The organism is Shewanella inventionis (assembly GCF_019931735.1).
Taxonomy (GTDB): Bacteria; Pseudomonadota; Gammaproteobacteria; order Enterobacterales; family Shewanellaceae; genus Shewanella; species Shewanella inventionis.
The window spans coordinates 3,851,061-3,868,363 of record NZ_CP082926.1; the positions used below are offsets into that span (position 1 = coordinate 3,851,061).

The 17,303-nt window shown below is 40.5% G+C and carries 12 protein-coding genes and 2 pseudogenes; 6 read left to right on the forward strand and 8 right to left on the reverse strand.

The features are described 5' to 3' along the window. Nucleotides 1–5: 5 nt before the first annotated feature. The 3 genes and pseudogenes from K8B83_RS17205 to K8B83_RS17215 form a co-directional block, all read right to left on the reverse strand. Nucleotides 6–1,424: pseudogene (locus K8B83_RS17205) on the reverse strand (M61 family metallopeptidase); the annotation flags it as partial. 40 nt (nt 1,425–1,464) lie between these two features. After that, nucleotides 1,465–2,421 (reverse strand): IS1595 family transposase, encoded by a 957-nt coding sequence (locus K8B83_RS17210; RefSeq protein ID WP_188738175.1) that lies wholly within the window; start codon nt 2,419–2,421, stop codon nt 1,465–1,467. A gap of 42 nt (nt 2,422–2,463) precedes the next feature. Continuing rightward, a pseudogene (locus tag K8B83_RS17215) lies at nt 2,464–2,886 on the reverse strand (M61 family metallopeptidase); the annotation flags it as partial. A gap of 199 nt (nt 2,887–3,085) precedes the next feature. Here K8B83_RS17215 and K8B83_RS17220 point away from each other — a divergent pair. The 4 genes from K8B83_RS17220 to xni all read left to right on the forward strand — a co-directional run bounded on the left by K8B83_RS17220 (nt 3,086) and on the right by xni (nt 9,159). Then, nucleotides 3,086–5,242 (forward strand): tetratricopeptide repeat protein, encoded by a 2,157-nt coding sequence (locus K8B83_RS17220; protein WP_223418421.1) that lies wholly within the window; start codon nt 3,086–3,088, stop codon nt 5,240–5,242. Between the two features lie 176 nt (nt 5,243–5,418). After that, nucleotides 5,419–6,975 carry a sensor domain-containing diguanylate cyclase gene (locus tag K8B83_RS17225; protein WP_223418422.1) on the forward strand — a complete coding sequence of 519 codons (1,557 nt, stop codon included), beginning with the start codon at nt 5,419–5,421 and terminating at the stop codon, nt 6,973–6,975. Nucleotides 6,976–7,037: 62 nt separating this feature from the next. After that, a complete protein-coding gene (gene ppnN, locus K8B83_RS17230) occupies nt 7,038–8,402 on the forward strand; it encodes a nucleotide 5'-monophosphate nucleosidase PpnN (RefSeq protein ID WP_188957849.1) in 1,365 nt (454 codons plus the stop codon). Continuing rightward, nucleotides 8,395–9,159 (forward strand): flap endonuclease Xni, encoded by a 765-nt coding sequence (xni, locus tag K8B83_RS17235; RefSeq protein WP_188957851.1) that lies wholly within the window; start codon nt 8,395–8,397, stop codon nt 9,157–9,159. Before ppnN ends, xni begins: the two co-directional genes overlap by 8 nt. Nucleotides 9,160–9,255: 96 nt before the next feature. On the opposite strand, the gene K8B83_RS17240 is transcribed toward xni, so the two are convergent. Then, on the reverse strand, nt 9,256–12,075 hold the full coding sequence (locus tag K8B83_RS17240; RefSeq protein WP_223418424.1) for a S9 family peptidase: 2,820 nt from the start codon (nt 12,073–12,075) through the stop codon (nt 9,256–9,258). A 396-nt stretch (nt 12,076–12,471) separates the two neighbouring features. Between K8B83_RS17240 and K8B83_RS17245 the strand changes: the two genes are divergently transcribed. Then, complete coding sequence (locus tag K8B83_RS17245; protein ID WP_188957855.1) at nt 12,472–13,482, forward strand: isocitrate dehydrogenase; 1,011 nt, start codon at nt 12,472–12,474, stop codon at nt 13,480–13,482. Between the two features lie 91 nt (nt 13,483–13,573). Here the strand turns inward: K8B83_RS17245 and rlmM are convergent, their stop codons facing one another. The 4 genes from rlmM to K8B83_RS17265 all read right to left on the reverse strand — a co-directional run bounded on the left by rlmM (nt 13,574) and on the right by K8B83_RS17265 (nt 16,772). Continuing rightward, the gene (gene rlmM / locus K8B83_RS17250) at nt 13,574–14,662 is read right to left on the reverse strand and encodes a 23S rRNA (cytidine(2498)-2'-O)-methyltransferase RlmM (protein ID WP_188957857.1); all 1,089 of its coding nucleotides are present in this window, start codon (nt 14,660–14,662) and stop codon (nt 13,574–13,576) included. Between the two features lie 98 nt (nt 14,663–14,760). After that, complete coding sequence (locus K8B83_RS17255) at nt 14,761–15,141, reverse strand: DUF423 domain-containing protein (RefSeq protein ID WP_188957859.1); 381 nt, start codon at nt 15,139–15,141, stop codon at nt 14,761–14,763. Between the two features lie 28 nt (nt 15,142–15,169). Then, entirely contained in the window at nt 15,170–15,880 is a 711-nt protein-coding gene (locus K8B83_RS17260) for an alpha/beta family hydrolase (RefSeq protein ID WP_223418425.1), read from the reverse strand. After that, nucleotides 15,861–16,772: a transcriptional regulator GcvA gene (locus K8B83_RS17265; RefSeq protein WP_160053940.1), complete on the reverse strand. Its 912-nt coding sequence runs from the start codon at nt 16,770–16,772 to the stop codon at nt 15,861–15,863. Before K8B83_RS17265 ends, K8B83_RS17260 begins: the two co-directional genes overlap by 20 nt. A 178-nt stretch (nt 16,773–16,950) precedes the next feature. Between K8B83_RS17265 and K8B83_RS17270 the strand changes: the two genes are divergently transcribed. Continuing rightward, on the forward strand, nt 16,951–17,175 hold the full coding sequence (locus tag K8B83_RS17270; RefSeq protein ID WP_188957863.1) for a hypothetical protein: 225 nt from the start codon (nt 16,951–16,953) through the stop codon (nt 17,173–17,175). The last annotated feature ends 128 nt before the right edge of the window (nt 17,176–17,303 follow it).

A 17,303-nucleotide genomic window follows, 5' to 3' on the forward strand; every position in this document is an offset into this window, starting at 1 on the left:
TAAAGTTAAACGTCTTCGTTAATTGTTAACCACTCACCGTCGTCATCAAATGGCCAATCAATACCAAGCCATGATTTAAAAAAGGCTTTTTGTTTGCCAGTCACCTGCTCTAGTGGCTTAATGGCTAATGTTCCTTTGGGCTGCTCGCCTAACACCATAATCACTTCTTTTAAGCGATCATTACTAAAAACGGTTACCGAAATCTTATCTCCTGGGGTAAAGTCATCAAAGCGTTTAGCAAAAGCATCAGCGGTTATTTTCAAACCATTGACAGCAACTAACTCATCACCAGCCGTTATCCCCGCGTTCCATGCTGGGCTGTTCTTAGCCACCGTCGCAAGCACTAAATCGGCATGCAAACCAGATAATCCCATACCTGTTTCAACCTGGGTTTTGGGTTTGTCACCATAAGTTGTGACCAAACCGGCTTGAGCCAATAAGTTATCAAAGTCTACACGAACAGGTTGCTCCACAAACTCCTGCCACCAAGCTTGATAATCTTTCCCTGTGAGGGTCGTTAAAATCTGTTGTACGTCGGCGACATGATACCCCATCGGAATTTTAAAATTCTGATATAAAGCCTTATGCACATCCCGATAAGAATGACGTAAATCGCTGTCTTTGATCACGCTAAAATCTAATGCCATTGATGCAAGGTAGCCCTCAGAATAAATATTTACACTGTGGTTAATTGCATAATCCCCCCAGGTGCTGATCCTCTGGCCTAAACTTGCTTCAGCGACCGATTGCGTGTCTCGACCGGGATTATCTTGATTGAGCACAATACGTTGGCTTAAATCTTCAAAAAACTCTTTCGGAGTAATCACACCTGCTCGAAGTAACAGCTGATTTTGAAAATAACTTGTCGAGCCTTCAGCAACCCACAGTAAATCACTCATGTTTTCAGACTGATAATCATAAGGAACTAACCCTTGTGGACGATAAGACTTTACATTCCATGTATGAATAAACTCATGCGAGGCCGTGCTAATAAAGCGTAAATAATCTTTTCGTTCCCTAAAATTAAACCTTGGTAACTGAATCACGGTAGAATTAAGGTGCTCGGTAGCACCTGTGGCGCCGCTTGTGGCATGCACCATATAGACATACCGTTCAAATGGATAATCATCCCAAATCATTGACGCCTGGCCACTAATTTTGCGCAAATCTATTAAAATTTGCTCCGTATCGTAATTACCCTCGCCCCAAAAAACGACCTCGTACTCACGTCCATCAGCGTCAAAACTAAAATGTTGATTAATGCCTGTCTCGATTGGCGAATCAAGCAATACATCATAGTTGGCTGCAATAAATGAATGAGGATGACGGCCTTTTTCCATACCAGAAAAACTCTTCCAGCCATTAGGCACTTTCATATCGACTGAAATAGGTTGTTGGCGAAATTCTGGGCTGTACATAAACAAGGGCTATCCACTTAGCACAACCAACCACTATATATTGTGGTTATCGATCTTTAATTGATTGGTACGTTATCGGCTTAGAACGCACTGCTTGTTCAAGCAGCCTGTAGAATAATAATCCCCGAGAATCTGACTTTCTTCTGTTGAAGCGAAATGTAAACTCATCTAAATAATAATCAAGTTGCTTAGCCTTTACCGCGCCTTGATATGTACCTAAAAGCCATCTTTTACATAATGATGAGACTCGATGTACCCCAGCCATTGTTTCATGTGCAGGTACAGATGAACCTAAATGCACTATTCGGTTATGCTTATATCCTTTCTTGTCTATTTGTTTGTATGCTTGAGAGCCATCACTACAAATTGTACTACCAGGTTCAATTACATCTTGAATGAATTGATGGATATGTTCTTTAGTTGCACTTTCCACTTGCCTTAAACGTATCCGACCAAATCCAGAGGGTGATAGCAGCTCAACAGCGACCAAAACTACAGCCTTACGCTTACCCTGTTGATTTTTAATAGATGATTGCGGAACGACGCCACCTATTAGTGTTTCGTCAACCTCTACGATGCCGGATAACTTATCCCTTTCAGGATCAACCATGGCATGTCTTAACTTGTGCATTAATGACCAAGCGGTTTGATAACTCCCAAGACCTAATAGCCTTTGAACTCCAAGAGCGCTGACACCATTTTTTTGATTTGTAATAAACCAGACCGCAGCAAACCAACTTTTCATGGGGGTTCTTGTTTTGTCAAAAAGTGTACTTGATGTTACTGAACACTGAGAACGACAAGCATGACATTTTAACTTGCCATTACTTAACTGATAAGGTGATTGATGGCTTGAACAGCTTGGACAAATGAATCCGTTTGGCCAACGAAGTGCGTAAAGGTAGCTGATGCAAGATTGTTCATCATGAAACCAATCTACAAACTCGTCCCAACTTGTAGGGTAATCAACGCCAGCTTTTAATAAATACGATGAAGTTTTCATTACTACATATTGACACTGGTGGCGCTAAATGGATAGCCCTTACATAAACACACCACTGGCATCTAAATAGGCATGGCTGTCATCAATATGGCGCAAACGATCAGCTAATTGATTAGCATGTAGCTGATATGTCACGTTAACAGCGGTTGGTTCAGTTAAACTGATTGTCCACTCGCCACTGGCTGTTCGCTCCCAGGGTAATGCCCGCCCTTTAGCGTCAGTGGCCTCAAACAACCTAACACCATCCGCAACGGGGAGTACTTGATATCGTCCTGTTCGCCACACAGGGAGGTTGACCTTAAATTGTGTAGCCTCTGTTTTAGGAAATGAAACGCTAACTTGCGCTAAATGATGAACAGGCTGATTGATATCAATATGGTAATCAACATCAGCCATCAACTGAGTCGAAAAACACATTGAAAAAAAGGCGCTTGAAATTAAAAAGGCAAGATTAGTAGGTTTCACTCTAGGTTCCTTCTGGTATGATTCGAGATGTTTTTATTTTAAATTACGAACAATTATAACAAGCTACGCTTATTTACAAAGTGCCCATTAACGACTCATTACAAAAAGCATTAGAGAGTCGATAAACAAAATGGGATTTGTATACCGTTACCGCCCGAACAGCGTTAATTTAAGAAACACATTAAAAGGTTTAATTGCTATGCTGCGACTCGCTCACCTTGTCTTATTCATTTCACTATTTCTCAGCTCAGTCGCGGACGCTAAAGATCTTGAACAACAAGAAATTGAATTTAAAGAAAACCCCAATAAGCTATTAATTAAACTCTCAAAGTCGACTGAATTTCCGTTACAGTTCACCAATAAAGAAGAGTTTAGTAAAATTGCTAACGATTTAGGCTATGAACCTATTGAGTTACAACGAGATTTAGAAGTGCTCGCTAGAGTCAATCTTGAAACCAATTTGAGCTCGCCGACAAAATACGACGATGCAAAATTATTAATTGGGCAACTTGACGCAATTGCTTCTAACGCCTTCGATGAAGCTATGGTCATTATGCTAAAGGCGAGATTGAGGGCGCGCGAAAATAAAGAATATCAGCCGATTATTGTGCAATACATGGATGCGTTAAACAAAATCAACACTGACATGAGCCTACAAGCAACACTGTTTAAATATATTATCCACGAACATTTAGGTGGATTACATATGATGTTGCTCCAATCCGCTCCATCGTTGTCACATTACAATCGCTATCGAGAAATTGCTTATCAGCTTCACAATGACTACTTCATCGCAGAAGCAGAAACCGCGCTGGGTAAATATTACAACCGTAATGGTGACAAGGCAAAATCACTGCAACATTTTAGCGAAGCATTTAGGTTAGCCAGTGGGGTTAATTACCCTATGTTAAAATCACAAGCATTAATCAATTTAGCACGTACTTATCGAGATTTAGAACAATGGGACGATGCCTTAAAATATGCCCATGGAGCCGCTGAAATTCAGCAGCAATTAGGCTTTGAAACCTACCTTGCCGAAACATTGAATGTCATTGCAATGGTATATGAAGGACAAGAGAAATGGAGTAAAGCGGTAGATTACTATTTAAATGCACAACAAGTTAACGAGCGTGTAGGTAATGTAATTGCCGTAGGGATTAACTTTCATAACATTGGCGGCATTTACGCTAAACTCAATAATATTCCAGCCGCACTTAATGCATTACAGCGTGCTAATGATATTTTTAGATCGCTAAAAACTAACCATTACTTAGTTCATAACGAGTTATTATTCACCCAAATCAATGCACAACAAGGCCAATGGGCTGAAACAATCGATCACGCAAAAAAGACACTTGAACTAGCTAAAAAGCTGAAACAGACTGATATCCAAATTGAAACATTAGGTTATTTATCAACTGCATATCGTAAAACCAATGAACTCAATGCGGCTATCGATACTGTGGAAAGTATCATTACATTAACCAATAACCATGACGATGATACAAAAGACGATAAAAGCTACTCAGAGCTCACAGAACAAAAGTTAAAATTTGAATTAACACTGCTCAGCAACAAGCTAGAGCAACAAACAACAAAAAACAAACACCATCAATTGATTATTATTTTATTGGCTTTTAGCTTAAGTATTGTTATCGCAGTAGTGATCTTTATTTGGCGTAAATTGGCGCTTAAAAACGCCTTATACCTAAATGCTAAAGTGATTAACCATATCGAGCCTATGACGCAAATAGCGGGATATCGTGCATTTATTGAAAAGTTAGACACCTTAGACCCGAGTGAACCTCAAACATTGGCACTGATCAATATTGATGAACTTAATAATCTTGATATACAGCTCGGATTAACTGAATCACGTGCATTAATGCAAAAGTTGATTGTACAAATGAGTCAACATCTCAACACTGAAGTCTTCATGATCCGCTCAGGGCAGCTGGCATGCTATTTTAATCAACAACGTAATGCTGACTATATTTACGATGCATTAGTCATGTGTCTTGAAAAATTAAACACCATACAACCTAATATCCCGCATTTTGCTCATTTACACGATGCACACAAAGCGAGTATTGGCCACATTAATTTACCCTTGTTAAGCAATCCTGACGTTAACATCAGTGCTCAACTGCATTTCGAAACACTTCAGTACGCATTAGCGGCTGCCATCGATATTAAAGAGAAACCCGCTTATGTTTCATTAAGGCCGCTTAATTTCGCGCCAGCCGCTATTTTTATGCCACCACTATATTTAAATCTAACTCAAGCGTTGAATAGAGGCATCATTCGAGCTGAAAGCAACCGAAATACTTTAGATATCAATTGGCCAAAAAGCTAATTGCCTAATAAACTAGCAGTTATGTTCTAATTACGAATCTTTATTAGCAATTAGATTTGTTGCACAACATTAATGAGATAACATCTATAATATACGGACTAAGAGATCATCCTTAGCACTAGGATTGTGGCACTAGATAGTTTATTGCTATCTAATTAATAGTAGGCAAAGTAATAATGAAAGAGTCTGATACCGCTATTTCACAAATAACATTAATGAAGCAAAAGCTTCATGCAGCGAAACTTGCACTGGATGAGATTAATACTGATCGCAATGACAAATTAAAAACGCTGATCCAGTTTATTAGCCATTTAAGCCTTACTTGCAAAGGACAAAACTTAGAGTTAGACAATAAGCTGGCTAAGTTGCGTCATCATATGCAAAATTTTGAGCAAATTGATGAAGCCCTTCCTGAATTGGTTGATATAGAGCGCCTACTTAAATCACAATACAGCCATACTATGTCACGCTTAGAGGACAGTCGTCTCGGCCTGACACGTGTTATTCGTCAAATTCAACGCATCAACTCAGCACCAGATAAACTCAAAAAAGAAATCACTTACTTTAAACAAGATCTAAGCAAGCCTTTTCATACTGTATGGGAATACATTCCTAAGGTTGAAAAACTCATCTTTTTTTATGAAGAGATTTTGAAGCAGGAAATTTCTGGCACTGACAACTACGATATTTTGCCGCAACACATACAACTGGCAAGAGAACTGGCAGCAAAAATAGCAGAGGTTGAGTTCAGAAAAGATCAACGAGATCAAATACTCGTAATTAAAGAAGTATTACTCGGCGATATTCATGTTAATGGTTTACTTGACGCATACCAAACCATCTTAAGTCTACTGCTAGACAATATTGCTCGTGAAAAAACAGCATCACAAGACTTCTTATTCGCCTTAAATGATGCGCTAAGTATCGTCCGAGACGTGGTTAACAGTACTTATAATAACAGCCAGCGCAGCGAACAATTAAAAGGTCAATTAAACAAAGAAATTAACTTACGTGTGAATAATGCTGACTCATTAGTGGTTGATCTTGATAATATTATTGAACTGAAAACTCAGCTTACCGTACAATTATCTTCTCTGCGTGATGCACTCTCTCGCAAAGAAGCACTCGAGCAGCGTGAGCAAACTATTTTACGCAAATCGATAGACTCTATGCGTAAAGAGCTGAACGCAATGAGTAACGAAGCAAACACTTACAAAGAAAAGCTATTCGAACACCAAAAACTGAATCTATTAGATCCGCTTACTCAGCTGTCAAACCGCACAGCCTTAGAAGACCGAATGGAACAGGAATACCGTAACCATGTTCGCTTTAAAACGCCATTATGGATTGCCGTAACAGATATCGACCACTTTAAAGCCGTTAATGATAACTTTGGCCATAGTAGCGGCGATAAAACCTTACAAGTGATTGCTATGGCACTTAAAAACTCATTGCGTGACAGTGAATTTGTGGCACGTTATGGTGGTGAAGAGTTTGTCTTGTTATTACCAGGCATTACAGATGAACACATCTCACTGATGCTTAACCGAGTTAGAGAAAAGATTAAAAACATTCCATTTAAGTTTAAAAATCAGAGAATTACAGTTACATTATCTATAGGTGCTGCACAGGTAATGGAAAATGAGACGCTCGAAGAAGCATTCGAAAGAGCAGACGCAGCATTATACCAAGCAAAAAACAACGGCAGAGACCGGGTCGTTATTGATATCTAGTCCATTGCCAAACAATGTTCTTTGGACTCAATAACAAGTATTCGAGTCCAAAGGAGTTGCTTATGATCGTAAAAATTAGTCCACGTGGTAGTCTAGATCAACTTTCTCAATTAGAAGTAGAACGCCTTAGACAAGGCGCCAAAAGCGACCTTTATCAATTATACCGCAATTGCTCACTTGCTGTGCTCGCCTCAGGTTTAATCAGCGACAGTTCAGAAGAGTTATTTACCCGCTACGAATCTTTCAATGTCAATATTTTGCAGCGTGAACGCGGCATTCAAATCGAATTAATTAATCCGCCCACCCAAGCATTTGTCGACGGCGAAATTATTGTTGGTATTCAAGAGCACTTATTCGCAGTATTGCGAGACATTATCTACATCAGCAATAAATACGATAATTTAAAACACATTGATTTGACCAATGCGAGTCACATTACCAATGTGGTGTTTGATATTTTACGTAATGCTCAAGCCATATCGCCAATGAAAGATCCCAATGTTGTTGTGTGCTGGGGTGGTCATAGTATTAATCCTGTCGAGTATCAATACACACGCGATGTAGGTTATCAATTAGGGCTTCGAGGTCTAGATATCTGCACAGGTTGCGGTCCAGGAGCAATGGAAGGGCCGATGAAAGGAGCCACTATTGGCCATGCAAAACAACGGGTACATAATGCACGTTACATCGGCTTAACCGAGCCCAGTATTATCGCAGCGGAACCACCAAACCAGATTGTGAATGAACTGGTAATTTTACCGGATATTGAGAAACGACTCGAGGCCTTTGTTCGACTAGGACATGGTATCGTGATATTTCCAGGTGGTGCAGGCACTGCAGAAGAACTGCTGTACTTTTTAGGTATTTTATTGCACAAAGATAACTGCAATAGCCCATTTCCACTAATATTAACTGGCCCTGCTGAAAGCGCAGAATACTTTACAGAAATAGATGCTTTTATTGGTGCAACACTCGGTGCAGAAGCCCAAAGTAAATATCAGATCATTATTGACGACCCAGTGCAAGTTGGCCAAATAATGAAACAAGGAATGACTGAGGTTAAAAACTATCGTAAAAATAAAGGTGACGCGTATCAATATCAATGGTCACTAAAAATAGAGCCTGAATTTCAATTACCCTTTGATCCAACCCATGAAGTTATGGCAAATTTAAACTTATACTTTCAAGACAACAAAGCAGAACTTGCCGCTAATTTACGCAAAGCATTTTCGGGCATTGTTGCGGGTAATGTTAAAAGTGACACGATTAAACTTATCCAACAACACGGGCCTTTTAACATACAAGGTGATGTGCAACTCATGCACATGATGGATAACCTGTTAACGGCATTTGTAAAACAACAACGGATGAAATTACCAGGTAGCGCGTATGTGCCCTGCTACAAGATAATAAAAACTAATGAATAAACTGCTGATTATTGATGGATTAAACCTTGTGCGCCGTATTCACGCAGCGCTACCAGATGAAAACGACATAACCAGCGTGCAGCAACGCACTCTGGCTGCATCGCAAAAGATGTTGCTGCAACATCAACCCACTCACGTAATCGTCGTGTGGGATGGTAATGAGACATCCTGGCGTAAGGTATTGTACGAAGATTATAAAAAAGGACGTAAGCCAATGCCCACAGCGTTAAGCGAAGGGCTAGCAAAAATCAAAACGACATTAGCAGACAATGATATTCATTCATTTGATGCACAATCAGAGGCAGACGATGTTATTGCCACGATTGCGACCAAAGTGATAAGCAACAAAGGTGAAGTCGTTATCGTTTCGACCGACAAAGGCTTTAGCCAGTTACCCACCAAAAACCTAACCTTATGGGATCACTTTAATCAACAAACGTTTGATATCAAACAATACGAAAAAAAACTTGGGGTTGAACAATATCAGCTCCTTGATTTTATCGCGCTTGCTGGAGACAGCGGTAATAAAATCCCTGGAATTACCGGTATAGGGCCAAAATCGGCAGCTGACTTACTCAATAAATTTAGAACCCTTGCTAACTTATATCGCTCGCTTGATAACCTAGGCGCTAAACAGGCGCAAAAGCTTGCTGAAGGGAAAGAAATGGCACGGATTAGTTACAAGCTTGCCCAACTGCAAACCGATATTCCACTCAATGTGAACTTAAAACAATTTAGGGCCAAGAACGCTGATTAATTTGTATTTCACATTCCCAGAGACAACAAAAAAAACGCCTCAGTATCATTGATACTGAGGCGTTTTGAAACTGTAAGGCTTTAGTCAAATAGTGGGTTAGTCAACTTTTTTATACTCTTGGTAAGCTTCACCTTGAGATAGCCATTGCGGTGCAGGCTCACCTTTTAAATAATGGTCAAAGTATTGTTTCATTTTAATACTGTAATCCAATTTATTTGGGTATTTTTTCAAATGATGTGGTTCGTCTTGATATTGCAAAAACACCACATCTTTGCCCGCACGGCGCATCGCTAAATACAATTCCACACCTTGCTCCCAAGGCACAGCATCATCTTTATCACCAAACATAATCATCATCGGCGTTTGAATGCGATCAGCATAAAAGATAGGCGAGTTTTCAATGTACTTTTGCGGTGCTGCAAATAAGCTTGCTCCAATGCGGCTTTGACCGGTTTCGTATTGAAATTGACGAGCCAAGCCAGAACCATGACGAATACCGCTATAAGCACTGGTCATGTTTGACACTGGAGCGCCAGTGACCACTGCCTTAAATATATTGGTTTGAGTCACAGCATATGCACTTTGATAACCGCCCCATGAGTGGCCCTGTATCCCTACTGCATCGGGATCTGTCACGCCCATCTCAATGAGTTTTTGCACACCAGCAGTTAATGCTTTAACAGACGAAATACCAGGATAGCCAATTTCAAAACGAATATCGGGCAAAAAGATGGCATAACCATTATCGGCATACCAAGCAAAATTAGGACGATGATTCAGCTTCATATCGGGGAAAGCATGTAACCTATCGCTCATAAAACGGTAAAAGTACACCATGGTTGGATACGCTTTACCCGCTTGGTAATTGGTCGGCTTAATTAATACCCCATCCATTTTTACCCCATCGCCATCACGCCAATGCACAAGCTCGGCATTGCCCCAGGCAAAATCATTACGTTGCGCATCAAGCGTAGTGAGTTGTTTGGCATTTTGTACATTGTTAACATCAGCACTGTACAAATCAGGATACAAGTCATAGCGTTGTTTAGAGAAAACAACTGTATTGGCATCGTTCGCGCGGGCTAATAAAGTTAATTTACTGTCGCCAGTAGTCATAGCTGCGACACCTTGGTTACCCACTGTCGCAGCATAAAAGGTATCGGCTTTGGTTGTATGGCTGTAACCTTGTAACAACAGTTGTTGACCCTGAGTTACCGTTGCTGGTAGTCGCTTCTTTTTGACTAAACCCACGACTCTAAATTGCGTGTTATTCTTTCGTCCTTCACCGTTGGTTAACATAAAACCTTTATGTGACGATGTATCAAATTGCCACATATCGAATTTATCGTAGAAAGTCACACCACTATCGTCGGATAACCAAGGGCCAAAACCGTATCCAGGAGCTTCGCTGGGATAATCATGGTCCTCGTCGGCAAATGGGCTGCTGATGTTCTGTGTTAGATTAACGTTACGACCAGACAAAATATCGCGTAAATACACATTGCCCTGTTGGTAATAAGCCAGATATTTAGCATTTGGCGACAACGTTGGCATAGCGTCACTCGGTTGCTGTACCAATATTTGCTGTTTGTTGCCAGTCCTCAGATTAACCAAGTACACATCACGGTAAAAACCAGCCCAAGTAATCATTTTTTGATACGGTACATCTGTGCTTGCTAACAGATAATCAGTTTGTTCACCATAAGTGACATCGGGTATATCCTGATCAGCTAATTGCACCATTTTGTTTGTATCTAAATGCAAAACCGCAAGGTAAGTACGCTTTAACTCTTTTGCATACTCTTTCACTTCTTGTGGTTTAATTTTAGCATCGTCTCCATGCCATACTCTCAACTGCTTTTGTGCAGTAATAACATCGGGATTAACAACATCATCAGCATTATTGTATTTTGCTTGTTCCGCTTGCTGAGCCACACTCGGCACGCGGCCAACAAATAAACGTTGGCTATCTTTAGAAAACTGCACACTAGAATACTGATTGTAGCTCCAACGATTATCTTTAGCATATGTACGCAGTTTTTTGCTATTAACATCAAACAATACCAGCTCATGTTCTCGTCCATAACGCTCAACAGAATCATTACCTTTAGTCAATGCAACGAAACGCCCATCAGGACTGATGGCTAATGATTCAAGCTGTTCGTTATCGCTATTAAACACATTCTCACGGGTAAATGAGTCAAGCTTAACCAAGGTTAGATTATGTGATGTTGGTTGGTGCTGATTTTGTAACACTGCTAAGTACTTACCGGCTTTATCAAACGTATATTGCGTGACGTTGTCTAGCGATAACTGCTCATTAGTTGCAAGCTTTACCAATGTAATAGAGGTTCCTACATCTTTTTTATCGGCAGGCTTTTCATCTTCAGTTTGTTCATTCTTAGCTTTTTCAGCAATGATCTTTTTATCCGAATTATCGGTAGATACTTCAGCATTATCGTCGCTAGCATCGGCGGGTTTGTACTTCAATAACAAATAAGCACCATCTTCACTAAATATGGCAGTATCGACATTATCAAACTGTTGCTGGTTGCCGGTGTCAGTCGCTAAAAGCACCACAGAGTGAGGTAAATCGTCACTTTTTTCTGTTTCACGTTCAAACAAAGACGCTTCAATATTCGCAAGTACAAAGCGACCGTCGGTGCTCACTTTAACATTGCTACCATGCTCAATTTGATATTGCTTATTACTATTACTAAAGCGCACTAATGCACGGCTATCACCGCGGTCTGGCATAGCTTGCACCGCGATAACATTGCCATTATCTGACACAATAGGCTGTTGCAGAGTTTCAAACTTCATTATATCGTCAATGGTTAATGCCCGCGGCGCCGCAACGCTTGAAGCACTAAAAGACAGGCATATTGCCAGTGGAATTAAATTAAATACCTTCACAGTTTCCTCTAATTATTATCATGTTGGATGGTCTGTTTTTTCAATGGCTGACAAGCAGCGCCATTAAATCGATGATCATTCGACCAAAGTCGTCTATATAAAAACGCCTTAGCGAATAAGCTATCCGTGGTCAACATCTGGCTCTGGTCACCAATAGCCACAGTCTTTCTTAGAAAAATCCAAATCGAACTGATTGATAGTTCATAGTAAAACAAACAGATTAGGATTGACTTAAAAATAACGAAAATTATGTGATAATACTCACTATTTTCTGTAAATAAACGTTAAAAGTCGTTAAAATACGCCGCAGAAAAACGACGGATTTTATCGTCGTCTGACCGTAGCAATAATGCGGTTCAACACTTGCTGTAACCACAATCGTGGAAAGGACTATTCATGTCAAAACGTACAATTACCGTAATCCCTGGTGATGGGATTGGACCTAGCATTATCGATTCAGCCTTAAAAATCCTCGACAAGGCAGGATGTGACTTTGAATATGAATTCGCAGATGCCGGGCTAACCGCACTAGAAAAACACGGTGAACTATTACCACAACGTACACTGGACCTTATCGAAAAAAACCGTATCACCTTAAAAGGTCCATTAACAACGCCTGTGGGTGAAGGCTTTACTTCAATCAATGTAAGCCTTCGTAAAAAATTCAGCTTATATGCTAACGTCCGCCCAGTTAATTCTTTTAAAGGCACTCAAGCACGTTACGAAAACATCGATATCATTACGGTTCGTGAAAACACTGAAGGTATGTATTCTGGGTTGGGCCAAAAAGTATCTGATGACGGTCAAACAGCTGAAGCAACCAGTATTATTACACGCCAAGGCGCTGAGCAAATTACCACATTTGCTTACGAGCTAGCGCGTAAAGAAAACCGTAAAAAAGTCACTATCGTTCATAAAGCGAACATCATGAAGTCGACTTCAGGTTTATTCTTGAAAGTCGCGCGTGAAGTGAGCCTACGTTACCCTGACATTACAACTGAAGAAATGATTGTTGATGCAACCTGCATGAAATTAGTCATGAACCCTGAAAATTTTGATGTAATTGTAACTACGAACCTATTTGGTGACATCTTATCAGACTTATGCGCAGGTCTCGTAGGTGGTTTAGGCATGGCACCTGGCGCTAACATTGGTCGTGATGCTGCTATTTTTGAAGCTGTCCACGGCAGTGCTCCAGACATAGCAGGTAAAAACCTTGCTAACCCAACGTCAGTTATTTTGGCATCGATTCAAATGCTTGAGTATTTAGGTATGTCTGATAAAGCGGTCATGATACGCGATGCCGTTTCTGCAGTGATTGAAGAAGGTGATCGTACGACTCGCGATTTAGGTGGTACTTACGGCACTACTGACTTTACCCAAGCTGTTCTTGATCGTTTAGGCTAATCACTTCTTCTTAAAAAGACTTGAAGCTCAATAAAAAGCCCGCTGATAATGACTATCAGCGGGCTTTTTATATTAATCGATATTGAGATAATTAAGCGTAACTCACACCCTTTTCAGGGAATAACCATAAATGCACGGTGACTTCATCACGGTCATGATATAAGTGCTTACACTGCATTTTAAAGTCAATTTCGTTCTCGGTTAAAATGGTGGCCATGGTTTCTAAAATGGTACTCACTTCTTTGTAGCGGCTCTTCATCGGTAATTTAAGGTTAAAGATAGCTTCTTTAAACCAGCCGTTAATTGCCCATGCTTCCATTAATTCAGCTACACGCGCAGGCTTTTCAACCATGTCACATACTAACCAGTAAATATTTTTACGCGGTGGCTCAAAACGAAAACCATCGGCGCGATAATGTTTAACCTGGCCTGTTTCCATTAATTTAGGATCCATTGGGCCATTGTCAATTGCAGCAACCATCATACCGCGACGAACAAGCTGATATGTCCAACCACCGGGGCAAGCCCCTAAGTCAACAGCATTCAAGCCACTACGACAACGTGTCTCTTGCTCTTCTTTAGTTAAAAATACCCCAAAAGCTTCATCGAGTTTTAAACTTGAGCGGCTGGGTGCATCGGTTGCCATTTTTAAACGAGGAATACCCATAAAATGAGGTGAGCTATTGTTACTCAACGAATAACCGGCATAGGCTTTGCCCGGGCCAATAAAACATACATGAATAATAGGGCGACGATCATTTTCTGCACCGAGTAGTGCGCCACTTTTCTTTAAACCTTGACGAAGCGGTACCGTAAATTTACGGCAAAAAGCAGACAGTTCTTTAGCTTCATTAGTGTCTGGAGTCTCAACACGTAAGTCGCCACATTTTGATAACTCAGATAATGCAGCAACTACAGGGCTAACGCGGTCTTGCTCAGGTAAATCAGACAATAACTCGCCTGCGGCAAACATTTGTCTAGCGAAGACTAATGAACTTAGCGCCAAATCTTTAGCTAAAGTATCCGCCCCATCCTCTTCAAAACATTGATAAATAACATATGCATCATTAACGTTGGTTTTAACAAAACCACCGACATTCAGTTCTGCTGCACGTTGTTGAATTTCTGCCGCACAGTCTTTTTCATAGCCTGATCGACAAAATAGGAATAGGTTTTTCATTTGGAGCCTTAACGTAAGGATGGTCGCATTGAATCGCGAGACAATAATCCCGCTATTATACCCAAAAAAACGTCAGGAGGGAGAATTTAGACGAACCGTTATTTATCTGTTTTTGATTGCCAAATAGCGGCAGCAAATAACAGCCAACCAATGAGTAAACATAACCCTCCCATGGGGGTTATAGGCCCAATCCATTTTGCGCCAGTAAAGGCATATAAATACAATGAACCAGAAAATAACACCATGCCAGCAATGAAGCTGTAAGCAGCCCAGTTGAGTAATCTAGAGGTAATCCATTGGCCAGAAAATGCTAATGCGATCAATGCAAAGGTATGGTAAAACTGATACTCAACACCCAGTTTAAAAATACTCACTAACTCTGGTGGTGCTATTGCTTTTAGCCCATGAGCACCGAAAGCTCCCAATGCCACCGCTAAAAAGCCGCTCATGGTTGCGACAAGTAACACGCCTTTATTCATGTCATCAATCCTTTCAATACCCAAAAATTTAACCGTTAGAAGTAATAAATTGACGAATACAGCTTACTGCCAATTGCATATTACCCACTAACGTATAACCGGACGACTTTCGAGGCTGCAGGCTGTGATCGCCATCGCTTATCCAGCACAATTGTGTTTTATCTGTTAACGCCCACGTTGGGACTTGCTCTAGGCCACCAAACTTATCTCGCTCACCTTGAACGATTAGAATAGGTAATGGATTAGTTTGAATAGGCGATAAACGTGGTTCGCCACCTTTTAACGGAATAAACGGATAACCTAAGCAAATGACAGCACTAATCTGAGCCGCAATATCTTGCGCTTGTGATGAAACAAAGGTGTGTTCTTTACTGGTTAATATGGCCGACATTCGTCCGCCCATTGATTTACCCATTAGCACGATTCGTTTAGGAGTAATTAGCCCTTGCTCAATTTTATGACCAACGTCTATCAGCACTTGCTCAAAATGATGCAACAATTTTGGCGCGCGATCAGGTGGACGACGTTTACCATCTTGCATATTGGCTTGCATATATAAAAAATTGAATCGGTAAACTTGAAAGCCAGCAGTGACTAATTGATCACTCATGTTGATCATAAACTCATGGTACATATTGGCACCGGCGCCATGAGCAAAGATTACCAAGGTATCACTTTTAGGTCCTTGTAAAACATAATCATGAGCCAGTTCAATTTGGCTATCCGGTGAGCAGTTCACTGCGCGACTCCTCTGCAAACATGTCGACCATCCATTCTCTGAACGCTGATATTTTACCTATTTCGGAGTGATTTTGTTGGCACACAAGGTAATAGGCATCTTTACTGACTAACACTTCAGAAAACGGGCAAATTAAGCGCCCAGCTTTAATGTCTGGCCTTGCCAACACACTGTACCCTAACGCAACACCTTGCCCGTGTGCTGCAGCTTGTAGCACTAATGACGAGTGACTAAATATCGGCCCCTGGTTAACATTAATGTCGGTAACACCGCATTGCCTAAACCACGCTTGCCAGTCTTGACGGCTCGAATCATGTAATAAAGTATGGAATTTTAAATCGCTGGGCTGAGATAAAGGCTTAGGACCATTTAACAATAAAGGAGAACACACAGGAATGAGCACTTCATTTCGTAATTTATCTGCACGTAACCCTGGCCAGTTACCTTGGCCATAATAAATCGCCACATCTACATCGTCGGTTAACGAACTGGCATCACTGTCTACGGCTTTAATACGTACATCGATATCAGGGTTTTTCTCGCTAAACTTTGCCAAACGAGGTACTAGCCATTGGATAGCAAAACTCGGAGACATACTTACCGTTAATGAACCGACAGCACTTCGAGCAAGCAGGCGATTGGTCGCTTCGCCAAGCTCAATAAAAATATCTTTGATATCGAGAAAGTAGCTTTGGCCTTCTTCTGTTAACAATAATGATCGATTCTTACGTCTAAACAGTTTTAGCCCTAAAAAATCTTCTAATGCTTTAATCTGATGACTTACTGCGGCTTGAGTGACGAACAACTCTTCTGCGGCGCGGGTAAAGCTCAGATGCCTTGCTGCGGCCTCAAATGCTTTCACCGCATTTAAGGGTGGCAATCGTCTAGACATAGTGATCAATCTCTCGTTTTATAATTAGTTTTTCTAATGATTATCGTTATTTTTTGTCGCTTGTAAAGAACACTGTGTTTGGTTAAATTAGCATCATTGAAAATACAGTTGGACAATCTCTACGACGTAATCGGGATAGTCCGGCAAATGTGATAAATTAGCCTGGAGGCTCACCCCTATGTTCAACTTAAAAATAATTGCTACGTTAATTCTGACATCCATCATTGGATTTACTACTGCACAAGCAACAGAGTTAGAGCCTATCAACATGAGTGATTTGCATGCAGAATTATCTCAAAGCATTGAAGCGATGAAAGTTGACATCAATGATGATGTTAACAGCATTTTAGTTGCAGACAATGAAGAAGCACAAAAAACTTCTGAAGCTATTCAAGCAAACTAATTTTTAGCGAGATATGCAGACAATAAAAAACCGCATTAAATGCGGTTTTTTATTGTCTGTAAGTTTTTATTGTCTGTAAATAATCAACCAATCAATAACGTCATCGGCATTATTGATTGGCGTTATGC